Source organism: Bacillus sp. 5B6, from assembly GCF_000259405.1.
Lineage (GTDB): Bacteria > Bacillota > Bacilli > Bacillales > Bacillaceae > Bacillus > Bacillus velezensis.
Genome location: NZ_AJST01000001.1, coordinates 2,030,371 through 2,044,604, shown reverse-complemented (window position 1 = coordinate 2,044,604; position 14,234 = coordinate 2,030,371). Strand labels below are relative to the sequence as shown.

The window sequence follows — 14,234 nt, the reverse complement described above, 5'->3', positions numbered from 1 at the left end:
TTGATCCGGCAGCTCTCAGACCGGGAGATTGTGATGCAGCTGTATGCCACCCAATTGCTCATATTGGCGGTTTCAGCTGTTATCGGCTTTTTCTTTTTTACCGACATTCACGATTTTTTAAAGCTGTGGCATATACGTGACGATAATATCATATGGTACGGTGTAACTCTTGCTGTCCTTGTCATTTTTGCCGATCTTGCGGTGATGAAATGGTGTCCTTCGCATTTATATGATGACGGCGGCATTAATGTATTGCTTTTTAAGAACAGGCCGGTTTTGCACATTTTGTTTTTGACGCTTCTCATTTCGTTCAGCGAAGAGATTTTGTTCAGAGGCGTTCTGCAGACACATATCGGCTTATGGGCCGCCAGCTTCATTTTTACGGTGCTTCATTTCAGATACTTGGCGAAGTGGCTTCTGTTTATGATGGTTGCGGGCATCAGTCTTTTGCTGGGGCTTATCTATGAATGGACCGGCAATTTATTCGTTCCGGTTACAGCGCATTTTATTATTGATGCGGTATTTGCCTGTCAGATCCGTTTTCAATATGTTAGGAGGGGTTTGCATGACGGAAATGTCAAGAGTTGAAAGAAGAAAAGCTCAGCTGCGTGCCGAGCAGCAGATTGCCGCGGCCGCGGATGAACAAATTGAATATCTTGAAGACAGCCTCCCGACAAGACAATCTGTAAAAGAGGAGCGTAAAAAAAAGGAAGAGCAGGTGAAGGAAAAAACCAAAACAAAAACGCCGCTGTTCACTTTTCTGACCGTCCTGTTTATTATCGTAACAATCGGTGTCTTTTTCGGTCTTCTTTATATGACGAACAGCAGCAGATTTGACCCGAAGGACTATGAAGATGTCTTCATAGACCACAGTGAAAGTGCTCCTGCCGTTATTCCGAAAGGCGCTCAGAAAGAAACGTCAGAAACCGCTCTTTTAGAACAACCGAAAAAAAAGTCTGACGACAAAGATAAGAAAGAAGCGGCTGCATCTGAAAAAACGAAAGAAAAACCAAGTGAAAAAACACCTGAAAAAACGGAAACGCCCTCAGAAAAACAAGTAAAGCCGACAGACACCGAATACGCGGAGACAAAACAGCAGTCTCCGCCGGCTGTCCGTGAAAAAGCGGCTCCGACTGCCGCGAGTGATCAAGCCGGGACTGTCCCGAAAAATGTGCGGACCGTACAGCATACTGTACAGCCGAAAGAAACGCTTTACCGCATTTCAATGAAATATTATAAAAGCCGGGCGGGCGAAGAAAAAATCCGCAGCTACAACGGATTAAACGGAAACGACGTGTACACCGGCCAGGTTCTGAACATTCCGCTGTCTGATTAAAATAAATGCATGTTTTCACCGCGTTTTTCATATAGTGTACCAATGAAAACGGACAAGGTGTGAAGCGCATGGATTCTTTATGGAAGCAATTAGACCGATTTGCTGACGGACCGACGAAACAAATGCTTCAGGCGCTGGTGAAACGGAAATTAAAATACGAAAATTATGCCGCGCAATGCCGAAGATGGCAGTGGGCGTCCCTCGTTTGTTTTTCCCTGATGTGCATACTGCTGATGTTTAAAAGCTTTAATGCCCCCCAAGCCTCTCCGCAGCTGATTCTGCAGGAAATATTAGGCCATACGGTTTACTTGTGCTGGATTATGGCTTCCGCTTTTGCGTATTGCACTTCTTATTATTTTAAAAAAAAGGAAGAAAAAGCTGAGGGTGAATTTCATAAATTGAGATGTGAAATTATCCAAAAAAGCACGGATTTATGGCCCCAGCCTGAAAAATGGAGGGCGAGAGAATCTGTTTTTCACTTGATGAAACATCGGTATGATATCAATCTTTATTTTGAAAGCAAATAAAATGAGGCGTTTTCCGGAAAGGATAGAAACGTCTTTTTTTGTTTGTCCGTCTAATATAAGACAATGACAGAATGGAGAGTGCGTTTATGAAGCTTACAGCGGGAATTCTCGGCTCATTGGCGGGAGCGGCTGCGGTTATGGCGGCCGTTATGTACAAAACGGCAAACGGCAGCCATCTGAAAACACATACATTTACGCTTGATAAAATGAAGGGGATGAAGCCGCTCACCATCTTTTTTATATCTGACGTGCACCGCCGTTTAATTGATGAAAAGCTTCTCCGCGAAGCGGCAGGTTATAAGCCGGATGCCGTTTTGCTCGGCGGTGATTTGGCGGAGGGCGGAGTTCCTTACGCCAGAATTGAAGAAAACATCAAACGTCTGACGGCTCTAGCGCCTGTCATGTATGTGTGGGGGAATAACGATTACGAGGTCAGCCAGCAAAAACTGCTCTCTCTATTACAGGCATATAAAGTGATCCCACTGAGAAATGAATCGGTTCAGTTTGCTTATAAAGGGGAAACCGTTACGATCTGCGGCGTGGATGATATCAGGATGATGATGGATGATTACGATTCTGCAATCAGATATACGGATGCTGACAAAGTAAACCTCCTGCTTTGCCATAACCCCGACATCCATGAGCAGATGAGGGAGTCAGACGGGATTGACGCTGTGTTCAGCGGCCATACGCATGGCGGCCAAATCCGTTTCGGCCGGTTCGGGCCGTACGAATTGGGCGGGACGGGAACGGTAAAAAAAGCGCATTACCTGATCAGCAACGGCTACGGGACGACAAAAGTTCCGCTGAGGCTCGGGGCGAAACCGGAGACGCATATGATTACGCTGTGCGGACCGGATGAGCCGTCTTCCTGAAACAAACCCGGCCGCTGTGATAAAAAACGGCATTCTGCTTGTCTTCCCGCTGTACACGGTGTAAACTGATAACAAATTAAGAACCTATGACTCATTTATTCATATACTGTGTTATATGATTTGTGTGCAAGAAGAGGCAGGAGGGAACATTATGCGGCTTGAGCGTCTGAACTATAATAAGATTAAAATCTTTTTAACCCTCGACGATCTGACTGATCGGGGACTGACAAAAGAAGACCTCTGGAAGGACTCGTTTAAAGTCCACCAGTTATTTAAAGATATGATGAATGAAGCAAATACAGAGCTCGGCTTTGAAGCGAATGGTCCGATCGCGGTGGAAGTATATTCTCTTCAGGCACAAGGCATGGTTGTGATTGTAACGAAAAATCATGACACGGACGCAGAAGATGACGAATATGACGATGATTATATCGAGATGCAGGTCAAACTTGACGAAAGCCCGGATATTATTTATCAGTTCCATTCGTTTGAAGATATCATTCAGCTTGCCGGAAGCCTTCACCGAATCGGGATTACCGGCGGCACCGTCTACCACTATGAGAACCAATACTATGTAAGCCTTGAAGACCTCGGCTCCCGTTCCGCCGAAGGCGTCATCGCGGTGCTGGCTGAATACGGACACCCGGCGACGATTACGATTTACAGGCTCCATGAGTACGGAAAACTCATCATGGACGGCAATGCTGTGGAGACCATCCAGAAACATTTTTCATAAAAAAGATTTGAAACGGCAGCTGTTTTCAGCGGCCGTCTTTTTTTAAGCGAAATAATGGAAAAATCATTGTCTTTCTTCTATGCACGGAGATATTGAAGGTGTATACTAGTCACTGAAAGGGAGCATGAGAGAAACAGAAGATTTTAGGAGGTTAACTCAAATGGCAGCCGATCGATTCACCGGTCATAATGAAGAAGACAAACATGATGTATTAAAATCAACCCAAACCGTAATACATAAAGCTCTGGAAAAATTGGGGTATCCAGAAGAAGTGTATGAACTGCTGAAAGAGCCGCTCAGATTATTAACGGTTAAAATTCCTGTTCGGATGGATGACGGGTCTGTGAAAATATTCACAGGCTATCGTGCGCAGCACAATGATTCCGTAGGTCCGACAAAAGGCGGCATTCGTTTTCACCCGAATGTAACTGAAAAAGAGGTGAAAGCACTTTCCATCTGGATGAGTTTAAAATGCGGAATTATTGATCTTCCTTATGGCGGTGGTAAAGGCGGAATTGTTTGTGATCCGAGAAATATGTCATTCAGAGAGCTTGAAAGACTAAGCAGGGGATATGTCAGAGCAATCAGTCAGATTGTCGGACCGACTAAAGACGTCCCGGCACCTGACGTATTTACAAACTCACAGATTATGGCTTGGATGATGGATGAATATTCAAGAATTGATGAATTTAACTCACCCGGCTTTATTACGGGAAAACCGCTTGTACTCGGCGGATCCCACGGCAGGGAATCAGCGACGGCAAAAGGCGTCACCATCTGCATAAAAGAAGCGGCCAAGAAAAAAGGTCTCGATATTCAGAACGCGCGCGTCGTCGTACAAGGATTCGGAAACGCGGGCAGCTATCTGGCCAAGTTTATGCATGACGCCGGCGCGAAAGTTGTCGGAATTTCTGACGCGTACGGAGGTCTTTACGATCCGGACGGTCTTGATATTGATTATCTGCTTGACCGCAGAGACAGCTTCGGAACGGTGACGAAACTTTTCAATGACACCATTACGAATCAGGAGCTGCTTGAGCTGGACTGTGATATACTTGTCCCGGCGGCGATTGAAAACCAAATTACAGAAGAAAACGCTGACCGCATCAAAGCGAAAATCGTTGTAGAAGCGGCAAACGGACCGACGACACTGGAAGGAACGAAAATCCTGACAGACAAAGGAACGCTGCTGGTTCCCGATGTTCTGGCGAGCGCCGGCGGTGTAACGGTTTCTTATTTCGAATGGGTTCAAAATAACCAGGGCTTCTACTGGAGTGAAGAAGAAGTCGAGGAAAAACTGGAAAATATGATGATAAAATCGTTTAATAATATTTATGAAATGTCCCAAAACCGCCGGATTGACATGAGGCTTGCGGCTTACATGGTCGGCGTGCGGAAAATGGCTGAGGCTTCGCGTTTCAGAGGCTGGATATAAACCAATCGTTTGCATAAACAAAAAAAATCTCCTATGATAATATAGGAGATTTTTTATATGAGTGGAAACTTATGATGGAAATGCCAATCGCAGGAGTTGAAGGACATGACAGAAGAAAAAGCAATTATAATAGGCGGAGGTCCTTGCGGATTATCGGCGGCTATACATCTGAAGCAAATTGGCGTGAACGCGCTTGTGATCGAAAAAGGGAATGTCGTAAACAGCATTTATAACTATCCGACCCACCAAACTTTTTTCAGTTCAAGTGAAAAATTGGAGATCGGCGATGTCGCCTTTATTACGGAAAACAGAAAACCGGTCCGAATACAGGCTCTCTCTTACTACAGAGAGGTTGTCAGAAGAAAAGAGCTGCGCGTAAACGCCTTTGAAACGGTGGAGCGCGTAACGAAACAGGAAGACGGCCGTTTTCTTGTAGAAACATCAAAAGACCGCTACCTCACTCCGTTTTGTATCATTGCGACAGGATATTATGATCATCCGAATTATATGAACATACCGGGTGAAGAGCTTCCTAAGGTATTTCATTACTTTAAAGAAGGCCATCCTTATTTTGATAAAGATGTTGCTGTGATCGGCGGGAAAAACTCAAGTGTGGACGCGGCTTTGGAACTGGTGAAGTCCGGTGCGCGCGTCACGGTGCTCTACAGAGGACATGAGTACTCCCCGAGCATCAAGCCGTGGATTCTGCCTGAGTTTGAGGCCCTCGTCAGAAACGGCACAATCCGGATGGAATTCGGCGCTTGTCTTGAAGAAGTGACGGAAGATGAAATCATTTTCCGCTCCGGCCGAAATGAGACGGTCCGGCTGAAAAACGATTTCGTATTTGCCATGACGGGATACCATCCCGATCACGGTTTCCTCGAAAAAATCGGTGTGCGGATTGATGCGGAATCAGGCCGGCCGTTTTTCCGGGAAGAAACGATGGAAACAAATGTTGACGGTGTTTTTATCGCCGGAGTCATTGCGGCTGGAAATAACGCCAACGAAATTTTTATCGAGAACGGCCGTTTTCACGGCGGCTTGATCGCAAATGAAATATCAAAACGGCTGGGTAGAGAGAGCATATGATCATTCATATGCTCTTTTTTAAAAAAATTGAAAGATGTAAAAAAATGAACAACATGGTACGATAGATATAGGAATATAAAGGAAAGAGGTTGCCTGATGTTTGCAATCATCTCTGCAGGAATTGCTCCCGGCATTGCGCTGTTAAGCTATTTTTATTTAAAAGATCAGTATGACAATGAACCCGTACATATGGTGCTGAGGTCTTTTTTTCTCGGGGTTGTCCTTGTGTTTCCGACCATGTTTATCCAATATGTTCTTGAAAAAGAGCATGTGGGGGGAGGAAGCTTTTTCGTTTCGTTTTTGTCTTCGGGATTTCTGGAAGAATCGGTGAAATGGTTCGTTCTGATGATCAGTGTGTATCCGCATGCTCATTTTGATGAGCATTATGACGGAATCGTTTACGGGGCCAGTGTGTCTTTAGGATTTGCCACGCTTGAAAATATTCTGTATTTGTTCGGCCACGGCGTTGAGCATGCTTTCATAAGGGCGCTTCTGCCGGTCTCCTGCCATGCGCTGATCGGAGTGATTATGGGATTTTATCTCGGAAAAGCCCGCTTTTCGCAGAAAAAAGCCCGTGTCAAATGGCTTGTGATTTCGCTGACTGTGCCTTCATGTCTGCACGGTTCTTACGATTTTATTCTTACCGCCCTCAATCATTGGGTATATTATATGCTGCCGTTTATGCTGTTTTTATGGTGGTTCGGGCTGCGAAAGGCAAAAAAAGCACGCTCCGTCAATATGATCCAAGTGTGAAGAAACCGCGCGTCGCGTGCGGTTTCTTTTTTTATGCCTTGACGAGGGATAAGAAGGAAACGTGCATAAAAATAACCTCGTGACAGACAATACGGGTACACTTTAAATTTTGCAGTAGGAGGCTTGAAGAGATGAAGTGCAAAGGAGCCTTTATGGCATGTCTCATTCTATTTTCTTTCGCCGCCGCTTTCTTCGATCATCATGAAACGGTTCATGCGTTTTCAAATCAAGTGATTCAAAGAGGCGCGACGGGTGATGATGTTATAGAATTGCAGGCCCGTCTTCAATATAACGGATTTTATAACGGGAAAATCGATGGTGTTTACGGCTGGACCACATACTGGGCCGTGAGGAATTTTCAGGAGAAATTCGGCATGAAGCCGGTTGACGGCCTCGTCGGCGCGAAAACCAAACAGGTGCTGATCTCTAAATCAAAATATTACCGTGAATATGTAATGGAGCAGATCCAAAAAGGGAATACGTTCACTCATTATGGCAACGTCCCATTGGAAAACCAAACAAAACCGAGAGCCGGAACGCAGAAGCCGGCTGCGGGAACGAATAAGCCTGCTCAAAAGCCGCAAAACAATACAGGTGGTCAGTCAAATCAAAAGCAAAATACGACAGCGGCCAATATGCCTGGCGGTTTCTCAAACAACGACATCAATCTTTTGGCGCAGGCTGTGTACGGGGAAGCACGCGGTGAGCCGTTTGAAGGACAGGTTGCCATCGCCGCGGTTATTTTAAACCGTATTAAAAGCCCGTTATTTCCGAATACGGTGGCCGGCGTCATTTTCGAACCGCTCGCGTTTACCGCCGTTGCCGACGGCCAAATATACATGCAGCCGAATGAAAGAGCAAAAGAAGCGGTTCTTGATGCGATCAACGGCTGGGACCCTTCTGAAAACGCGATTTATTATTTCAATCCTGATACGGCGACAAGCAAATGGATTTGGGGACGTCCGCAGATAAAAAGAATCGGAAAACACATTTTCTGTGAGTAAAAGTACGCAAAATGAGGTGTTAACATGATTAGAGGAATCATTATCGCTGTTCTCGGTGTCGCGATCGCCGCAACCGGATATTGGGGATATAAAGAGCATCAGGAAAAAGATGCGGTCCTTCTGCACGCGGAAAATAATTATCAGAGGGCTTTTCATGAATTGACGTACCATGTAGATCAGCTTCACGACAAAATCGGGACGACGCTTGCGATGAACAGTAAAAAATCTCTGTCTCCGGCGCTCATTGATGTATGGAGAATAACATCTGAAGCTCATAACAATGTGAGCCAGCTGCCCCTGACTCTCATGCCTTTTAATAAGACGGAGGAGTTTTTATCCAACATAGGAGATTTCAGCTATAAAACATCCGTCCGGGATTTGGACCAAAAACCGCTTGATAAGAAAGAATATACAACACTGAACAGCCTGTACAAACAGGCGGAGAACATTCAAAACCAGCTCCGCAGCGTTCAGCATCTCGTCATGAGCAAAAATTTACGATGGATGGATGTTGAGATGGCGCTCGCCTCTGACAAAAAACAAAGCGATAATACGATCGTTGACAGCTTTAAAACAGTCGAAAAAAATGTAGGCGCTTTTTCTGAAGACAGCATCAGCCCTACGTTTACAAGCGCAAATACAGAACGAAAAGGTTTTACGCATCTGAAAGGAAAACAAATTACGGAAAAAGAAGCGGTCAAAATCGCGCAACGGTTTGCGCCTGATCATAATTATTCAATTAAAGTGGTCAAAAGCGGCAGGAAGACGAATCGGGACGTATACAGCATCCGCATGAAAGACGCCGACAACAAGTCTTTTATCTATATGGATATCACCCAAAAAGGCGGACATCCGGTCTATTTGATTCAAAAACGGGCCGTGAAGAAACAAAAGATCAGCCTCAATGAAGCATCTAACCGGGCCGTCGCGTTTTTAAAGAAAAATGGATATGAAACAAAAGGCCTCGAAATTGATGAAAGCGCGCAATATAATAACATCGGCGTCTTTTCTTTTATCCCCGTGGAGAAAAATGTCCGCATTTATCCGGAAGCCATCCGAATGAAAGTGGCGCTGGATGATGGTGAAGTCGTCGGTTTTTCCGCGCGTGATTACCTGGCGGCGCACCGCACGAGAACGATTCCGGCTCCCGCTTTGTCAGCTGATGAAGCGAAAGCGAAGCTGAATAAAAATGTTGAAGTGCGGGAGACGCGGCAGGCGCTGATCACGAATGAGCTCGGTCAGGAAGTGCTTTGCTACGAAATGCTCGGGACGATCGGGAAAGACACATATCAAATGTTCATTAATGCGGACGACGGAAAAGAGGAAAAAATAGAAAAGTTAAAAAGCGCAGAACCTATATATAAAGACCTATAAAAATAAAGGAGGAAAGGACTAAAAGTCTTTTCCTTTTTTTCGTTACATGCTTTAATAAAAGCATAAATAATGAAAGAGTGAAGGCCCATGATAGCTGTCGGAGATTATATTTGGATTGAATACATAGAGAACAATGAACCCAAAAAAACGAGGAGCAAAGCAGTAAGCGTTGAAAACGGCGAACTGCACATCTCATATCCCGTCGATCTGGATTCGGGACGGACGGTCTTTTTGCATAAAGGATTGGAAATAACAGCGGAATTTATGGGGAATGGCCAAGTGCCGTATCAATTTAAAAGCATAATCAAAGGAAAGAAAAAAGACCCCATCCCGATGATCGGATTGGACATCCCCCCTCAGGAGGAAATGAAGCGGATTCAAAGACGCCGATACGTTCGTGCAGACGCAGTATTGGATGTATCCGTCAAAATGGAAGCGAAAAAAACCGCTTTCCAAACGGTTTCCTCTAATATCAGCGCCGGCGGAATCGCTGTTGTGATGCCTGAGCATATTTCCGCGGAACCAGGTGAAAAGCTGTATGTCTCATTTTCTCTTCCCGGCAAGGAAAATACGGCGGATATTACTGCTGAGGCTATTACCCAGCGGATTTTTTATGATGAAAAGGCAGATAAACAAAAAATGACGCTTGAATTTACAGAAATCGGCCCCGCAGCGCAGCAGCTTTTACTCCAATATTGCATGCGCGCGCAGCTGCAGCAGAGAAGAAACAGTCTGTCGGAATAAACAGCAGCGCACTTTTCCATACTAATCCTAATGGAGGTGCGCGTGTATGAAAACGTTTGAACGTCTGCTGGTCAAATTGGTCTGCATTCAGCTTATCATTTTGGGCGCGGTGCAGTTTTTGCTTCATTATCAGCCTATTGAACCTTATATTTCGAAAGCTGTGAAATATGAGGGAGTTGATAAAATGGAGAAAAAAGAATGGATTGAAACGGTAAAGCGGTAAATCAGCTCAATTTTTTCGCCCCTTTTCCGGCAGTTCATGATACAATCCATAGAGGAGTAAAGAGCAAGGAGAGAGATTATGGACAAGAAATTATCAATTGCGATCGACGGGCCGGCCGCTGCCGGAAAAAGCACCGTTGCTAAAATAGTGGCTGAGAGAAAATCATATGTGTACATTGATACAGGAGCGATGTATCGTGCCATTACATATACGGCGCTCAAGCAGAATGCCGATTTAACTGATGAAGCCGTGCTTACAGAGCTGCTGAAGCGTACGGAAATTGAGCTTGTATCCGCTCCGGAAGGACAAATCGTTCTAGTAAACGGAGAAGATGTGACAGAAGAAATCCGAAAAGACGAAGTCAGCAACCAAGTATCAATCGCCGCCAAGCATAAAGGCGTCAGAGAAGAAATGGTCAAAAGACAGCAGCAGCTCGGACAAAAAGGCGGTGTCGTCATGGACGGCCGTGATATCGGTACTCACGTGCTGCCTGACGCCGAAGTGAAAATTTTTCTGCTCGCGTCCGTAGAGGAAAGAGCGAAGCGCCGATATGAAGAGAATAAGAAAAAAGGCTATGACGTGAATTACGAGACGCTCATTGAAGAAATTGCCAGACGCGACAAACTCGATTCAGAGAGGGAAGTTTCCCCGCTGCGCAAAGCGGAAGACGCGATTGAAATCGATACGACGTCACTCAGCATTGCCGAAGTCGCAGGAAAAATTCTGGAGATCGTCGAACAGAAATCACGTTAACTTCGGGCGGAGCGCTTTATAATTTTTTTCGAAAGACAAGATGTTATTGCTTGACAAACCAGTCCATTTATTAGAAGTTAATACTAATAAAACTTTTTATTGATCATTCAAAATCTTTTTTGGATGATTCTTTAATACATATTCGGCTGAAAAGCGGACATTCACATGTTCAGCTTTCAAACCGTATTAATTAAGCTGTGTAGGTTTGGACCAAGGAGGTTATTCAAATGACAGAGGAAATGAATCAAATTGATGTTCAAGTGCCAGAGGTTGGAGATGTAGTAAAAGGGATTGTGACAAAGGTAGAGGACAAGCATGTAGATGTCGAAATTGTCAATGTCAAACAGTCCGGAATCATTCCAATCAGTGAATTATCAAGTCTTCATGTAGAGAAAGCATCGGATGTCGTAAAAGTTGACGACGAGCTTGACCTGAAAGTAACAAAAGTGGAAGACGATGCTTTGATTTTATCTAAACGTGCCGTTGATGCTGACCGCGCTTGGGAAGACCTTGAAAAAAAATTCGACACAAAAGAAGTGTTTGAAGCTGAAGTGAAAGATGTGGTGAAAGGCGGCCTCGTCGTTGATATCGGTGTTCGCGGCTTCATTCCCGCATCACTTGTCGAAGCTCATTTCGTCGAGGATTTCACTGACTATAAAGGGAAAACCCTCTCTCTTATCGTCGTTGAACTCGACCGTGATAAAAACCGGGTGATTCTGTCACACCGGGCTGTAGTGGAAAAAGAACAGACAGCCAAAAAGCATGATTTTCTCCAAACGCTTGAGGTTGGAAGCGTGCTTGAAGGAAAAGTGCAGCGTCTGACTGATTTCGGCGCATTTGTCGACATCGGCGGAATTGACGGGCTTGTTCATATTTCGCAGCTGTCTCATTCACACGTCGAAAAACCGTCTGACGTGGTGGAAGAAGGTCAGGACGTAAAAGTGAAAGTACTGTCCGTAGACCGCGATAACGAGCGTATTTCTTTATCTATTAAAGAAACGCTGCCGGGACCTTGGAGCCAGGTCGGCGAAAAGGTAAAACAGGGAGATGTGCTTGAAGGAAAAGTGCAGCGCCTTGTAAGCTTCGGCGCCTTCGTTGAAATTCTTCCGGGCGTGGAAGGACTTGTGCACATTTCGCAAATTTCCAATAAACATATCGGAACGCCGCATGAAGTGCTTGAAGAAGGACAGACTGTTAAAGTGAAAGTGCTTGACGTGAACGAAAGCGAAGAGCGCATTTCCTTAAGCATGCGTGAGCTTGAAGAAGCGCCGAAAGCCGATCAGGAGGACTTCCGCCAATACCAGGCGAAAGAAGAGCCGAGCACCGGCTTCCAGCTTGGCGATTTAATCGGAGACAAGCTTAATAAATTAAAATAAATTGGTGATAAAACGTGACACGAGCAGAACGAAAAAGAGAACATATAAATCATGCGCTGTCTACCGGCCAAAACCGGGAAACGGGGCTTGATGATATTACGTTTGTTCATGTCAGCCTACCGAACCTAGCATTGGAAAAAGTGGATATATCAACGAAAATCGGCGGACTCACAAGCAGTTCGCCGATTTTTATCAATGCGATGACAGGCGGCGGCGGACAGCTTACATACGAAATTAACAGATCGCTGGCAAGAGCCGCGCGCAAAGCCGGCATGCCGCTGGCTGTCGGTTCGCAAATGTCAGCTTTAAAAGATCCCTCCGAACGGTGTTCTTACGAGATCGTCAGAAAAGAGAATCCGGACGGGCTGATATTTGCCAATTTAGGCAGCGAGGCGGATGCCGAGCAGGCGAAAAGGGCAGTTGATATGATTCAAGCAGATGCCCTCCAGATACATTTAAATGTGATTCAGGAGATCGTCATGCCAGAGGGTGACAGAAGCTTTACTGGCGCTCTCGGCCGTATTGAGCGGATTGCGGCGGAAGCGGGAGTGCCCGTTTTTGTCAAAGAAGTCGGCTTCGGAATGAGCAGGGAATCGGCACGGCAGTTATTTGATGCTGGCGCAGCAGCAGTTGATGCCGGCGGATACGGAGGTACGAATTTCTCTAAGATTGAAAATATGCGCAGAGAGAAGGCGCTTCAATTTTTTAATACGTGGGGAATTTCCACTGCCGCAAGCTTAGCGGAAATCCATTCGCTCTCCGCTGATCAATCAATTATCGCATCCGGCGGGCTGCAAAGTGCCCTGGATGTCGCCAAATCGATTGCTCTCGGCGCTTCCAGCGCGGGAATGGCGGGCACTTTCCTGAAAGCTCTCACCTCTAAAGGAGAAGAGGGCCTGTTTGACGAGATGACGGCGCTTTTGCAAGAGCTGAAAATGATTATGACCGCCCTCGGATGCCAATCGGTTTCCCAATTGCAAAAGGCGCCTTTGGTCATAAAAGGTGACACACATCACTGGCTTTCTGAACGGGGAATTGACACGTCCCGTTTCAGCAGACGTTAAAAGGCATGCGGACCCGCATGCCTTTTTCTGTTTTTTACGATTTTCTTTTTCGGAATTCCCCGTTTTGCTCAAGGCTTGTCGCTCCTTTATGGTGAATCGAATCATCGCGATCAGATTCCACCCGGCGGGAGGCTTTCAGTTTTTTCTCCTGTCTGTCTTTTCCCATCCTTATCCGCTCCTTTCAGGTATATTGGTTTAAAAAATGTGTTCCCGCTCCATACTGATCAGAGGAGGAGCGATTATGGAACCGTTTTATTATTACTGGTCAATGTGGTTTTTATGGATACTTGCGACTTTTATTTTTGCTAAAACAAAAAGCCGTTTTTACGTATCAGTCTTTATTTTGACTAATATGATGGCAAGCATACATCAGATTACGGCTTATTTTACGCTGAATGCGGCATATGTCATGTTTTTTGCTGCGGCATTTGTTTATGCGGGAAGCCTCGGCATGCATAAACGGCTCCGTAATATTGTGATTCATCTGACGGCGGCTGCGGCGTACGGCTTTATTTTTCTTTTTGCATTATATGACCCTGTTTGGTTTATCATAAAACCTGAATGGGCGGCGGTTATACTGCTTACCGTTATTACGCTTTCCGTTGAGGGGCGGTTCCCTGAGAGGCTTTGTCTTTTTGTTCTCGGCATGTGCCAGGGGGAGCTATTGTATGCTGCGGTCATCCGTAATATTGCGGGTGCGGCAGCCGTCGGGGATTATAAATGGCTTTCAGGCTGTTCGGCGGGAGTGATTCTTCTCGTCGGGCTGACTACATATGAACAGCTTGCGGCGCGCATCAGCCAAAAAAGCAAAAAGCAGGGCAAAGGAGCGACAAAAATGTCTTGAAAACAGACGGAGACTGTTACATGAATGCGAAACATTTTGAAGAATACATTGTGATCTCAGTGAAAACTGATATAATAAATGAGTTAAGCCCTTCTGTTTGA

The 14,234-nt window shown here is 45.4% G+C and carries 17 protein-coding genes; 16 read left to right on the top strand and 1 reads right to left on the bottom strand.

What is annotated here, in order from left to right; all coding sequences use genetic code 11:
• From MY7_RS09535 to fni, 15 genes are all read left to right on the top strand, one after another.
• Entirely contained in the window at positions 1–588 is a 588-nt protein-coding gene (locus MY7_RS09535) for a CPBP family intramembrane glutamic endopeptidase (RefSeq protein ID WP_007409441.1), read from the top strand.
• The gene (locus tag MY7_RS09530) at positions 566–1,336 is read left to right on the top strand and encodes a LysM peptidoglycan-binding domain-containing protein (protein WP_007612276.1); all 771 of its coding nucleotides are present in this window, start codon (positions 566–568) and stop codon (positions 1,334–1,336) included. The genes MY7_RS09535 and MY7_RS09530 overlap by 23 nt, the downstream gene beginning before the upstream one ends.
• Positions 1,337–1,404: 68 nt before the next feature.
• Positions 1,405–1,863: a YpbF family protein gene (locus MY7_RS09525; protein WP_007409443.1), complete on the top strand. Its 459-nt coding sequence runs from the start codon at positions 1,405–1,407 to the stop codon at positions 1,861–1,863.
• A gap of 86 nt (positions 1,864–1,949) precedes the next feature.
• A complete protein-coding gene (locus tag MY7_RS09520; RefSeq protein ID WP_029326125.1) occupies positions 1,950–2,738 on the top strand; it encodes a metallophosphoesterase in 789 nt (262 codons plus the stop codon).
• A gap of 151 nt (positions 2,739–2,889) precedes the next feature.
• Positions 2,890–3,474: a genetic competence negative regulator gene (locus tag MY7_RS09515; protein ID WP_007409445.1), complete on the top strand. Its 585-nt coding sequence runs from the start codon at positions 2,890–2,892 to the stop codon at positions 3,472–3,474.
• A 160-nt stretch (positions 3,475–3,634) separates the two neighbouring features.
• Entirely contained in the window at positions 3,635–4,909 is a 1,275-nt protein-coding gene (gene gudB, locus MY7_RS09510; protein WP_003153413.1) for an NAD-specific glutamate dehydrogenase, read from the top strand.
• A 105-nt stretch (positions 4,910–5,014) separates the two neighbouring features.
• Positions 5,015–5,998 (top strand): YpdA family putative bacillithiol disulfide reductase, encoded by a 984-nt coding sequence (locus MY7_RS09505; RefSeq protein WP_007612270.1) that lies wholly within the window; start codon positions 5,015–5,017, stop codon positions 5,996–5,998.
• A 96-nt stretch (positions 5,999–6,094) separates the two neighbouring features.
• Positions 6,095–6,751, top strand: coding sequence for a glutamic-type intramembrane protease PrsW (prsW, locus tag MY7_RS09500; RefSeq protein WP_007612268.1), 657 nt, complete (start codon positions 6,095–6,097; stop codon positions 6,749–6,751).
• 131 nt (positions 6,752–6,882) lie between these two features.
• Positions 6,883–7,755, top strand: coding sequence for a spore cortex-lytic enzyme (sleB, locus tag MY7_RS09495; RefSeq protein ID WP_007612266.1), 873 nt, complete (start codon positions 6,883–6,885; stop codon positions 7,753–7,755).
• 24 nt (positions 7,756–7,779) lie between these two features.
• Complete coding sequence (gene ypeB, locus MY7_RS09490) at positions 7,780–9,129, top strand: germination protein YpeB (RefSeq protein ID WP_007612264.1); 1,350 nt, start codon at positions 7,780–7,782, stop codon at positions 9,127–9,129.
• Between the two features lie 87 nt (positions 9,130–9,216).
• Positions 9,217–9,873 (top strand): flagellar brake protein, encoded by a 657-nt coding sequence (locus MY7_RS09485; protein WP_007612262.1) that lies wholly within the window; start codon positions 9,217–9,219, stop codon positions 9,871–9,873.
• A gap of 46 nt (positions 9,874–9,919) precedes the next feature.
• Positions 9,920–10,096 carry a YpfB family protein gene (locus MY7_RS19675; RefSeq protein WP_003153420.1) on the top strand — a complete coding sequence of 59 codons (177 nt, stop codon included), beginning with the start codon at positions 9,920–9,922 and terminating at the stop codon, positions 10,094–10,096.
• A 78-nt stretch (positions 10,097–10,174) separates the two neighbouring features.
• Positions 10,175–10,849: a (d)CMP kinase gene (gene cmk / locus MY7_RS09480; RefSeq protein ID WP_007612260.1), complete on the top strand. Its 675-nt coding sequence runs from the start codon at positions 10,175–10,177 to the stop codon at positions 10,847–10,849.
• 227 nt (positions 10,850–11,076) lie between these two features.
• On the top strand, positions 11,077–12,225 hold the full coding sequence (gene rpsA / locus MY7_RS09475; RefSeq protein ID WP_007612259.1) for a 30S ribosomal protein S1: 1,149 nt from the start codon (positions 11,077–11,079) through the stop codon (positions 12,223–12,225).
• A 14-nt stretch (positions 12,226–12,239) separates the two neighbouring features.
• Positions 12,240–13,289 (top strand): type 2 isopentenyl-diphosphate Delta-isomerase, encoded by a 1,050-nt coding sequence (gene fni / locus MY7_RS09470; protein ID WP_007612251.1) that lies wholly within the window; start codon positions 12,240–12,242, stop codon positions 13,287–13,289.
• Positions 13,290–13,323: 34 nt separating this feature from the next.
• On the opposite strand, the gene MY7_RS19205 is transcribed toward fni, so the two are convergent.
• Positions 13,324–13,455, bottom strand: a complete 132-nt coding sequence (locus MY7_RS19205; protein ID WP_003153429.1) for a YpzI family protein — start codon at positions 13,453–13,455, stop codon at positions 13,324–13,326.
• A gap of 75 nt (positions 13,456–13,530) precedes the next feature.
• Between MY7_RS19205 and MY7_RS09465 the strand changes: the two genes are divergently transcribed.
• Positions 13,531–14,133 (top strand): YphA family membrane protein, encoded by a 603-nt coding sequence (locus MY7_RS09465; protein WP_012117870.1) that lies wholly within the window; start codon positions 13,531–13,533, stop codon positions 14,131–14,133.
• Positions 14,134–14,234 lie beyond the last annotated feature (101 nt).

Bases quoted from the DNA above. Each gene is read 5' to 3' on its own strand.
- MY7_RS09520 (WP_029326125.1), top strand. From the start codon at position 1,950: ATGAAGCTTACAGCGGGAATTCTCGGCTCATTGGCGGGAGCGGCTGCG.
- MY7_RS09525 (WP_007409443.1), top strand. From the start codon at position 1,405: ATGGATTCTTTATGGAAGCAATTAGACCGATTTGCTGACGGACCGACG.
- cmk (WP_007612260.1), top strand. From the start codon at position 10,175: ATGGACAAGAAATTATCAATTGCGATCGACGGGCCGGCCGCTGCCGGA.
- MY7_RS09515 (WP_007409445.1), top strand. From the start codon at position 2,890: ATGCGGCTTGAGCGTCTGAACTATAATAAGATTAAAATCTTTTTAACC.
- MY7_RS09505 (WP_007612270.1), top strand. From the start codon at position 5,015: ATGACAGAAGAAAAAGCAATTATAATAGGCGGAGGTCCTTGCGGATTA.
- MY7_RS09530 (WP_007612276.1), top strand. From the start codon at position 566: ATGACGGAAATGTCAAGAGTTGAAAGAAGAAAAGCTCAGCTGCGTGCC.
- MY7_RS09485 (WP_007612262.1), top strand. From the start codon at position 9,217: ATGATAGCTGTCGGAGATTATATTTGGATTGAATACATAGAGAACAAT.
- sleB (WP_007612266.1), top strand. From the start codon at position 6,883: ATGAAGTGCAAAGGAGCCTTTATGGCATGTCTCATTCTATTTTCTTTC.
- MY7_RS09465 (WP_012117870.1), top strand. From the start codon at position 13,531: ATGGAACCGTTTTATTATTACTGGTCAATGTGGTTTTTATGGATACTT.
- MY7_RS19205 (WP_003153429.1), bottom strand. From the start codon at position 13,455: ATGGGAAAAGACAGACAGGAGAAAAAACTGAAAGCCTCCCGCCGGGTG.
- MY7_RS19675 (WP_003153420.1), top strand. From the start codon at position 9,920: ATGAAAACGTTTGAACGTCTGCTGGTCAAATTGGTCTGCATTCAGCTT.
- ypeB (WP_007612264.1), top strand. From the start codon at position 7,780: ATGATTAGAGGAATCATTATCGCTGTTCTCGGTGTCGCGATCGCCGCA.
- gudB (WP_003153413.1), top strand. From the start codon at position 3,635: ATGGCAGCCGATCGATTCACCGGTCATAATGAAGAAGACAAACATGAT.
- prsW (WP_007612268.1), top strand. From the start codon at position 6,095: ATGTTTGCAATCATCTCTGCAGGAATTGCTCCCGGCATTGCGCTGTTA.
- rpsA (WP_007612259.1), top strand. From the start codon at position 11,077: ATGACAGAGGAAATGAATCAAATTGATGTTCAAGTGCCAGAGGTTGGA.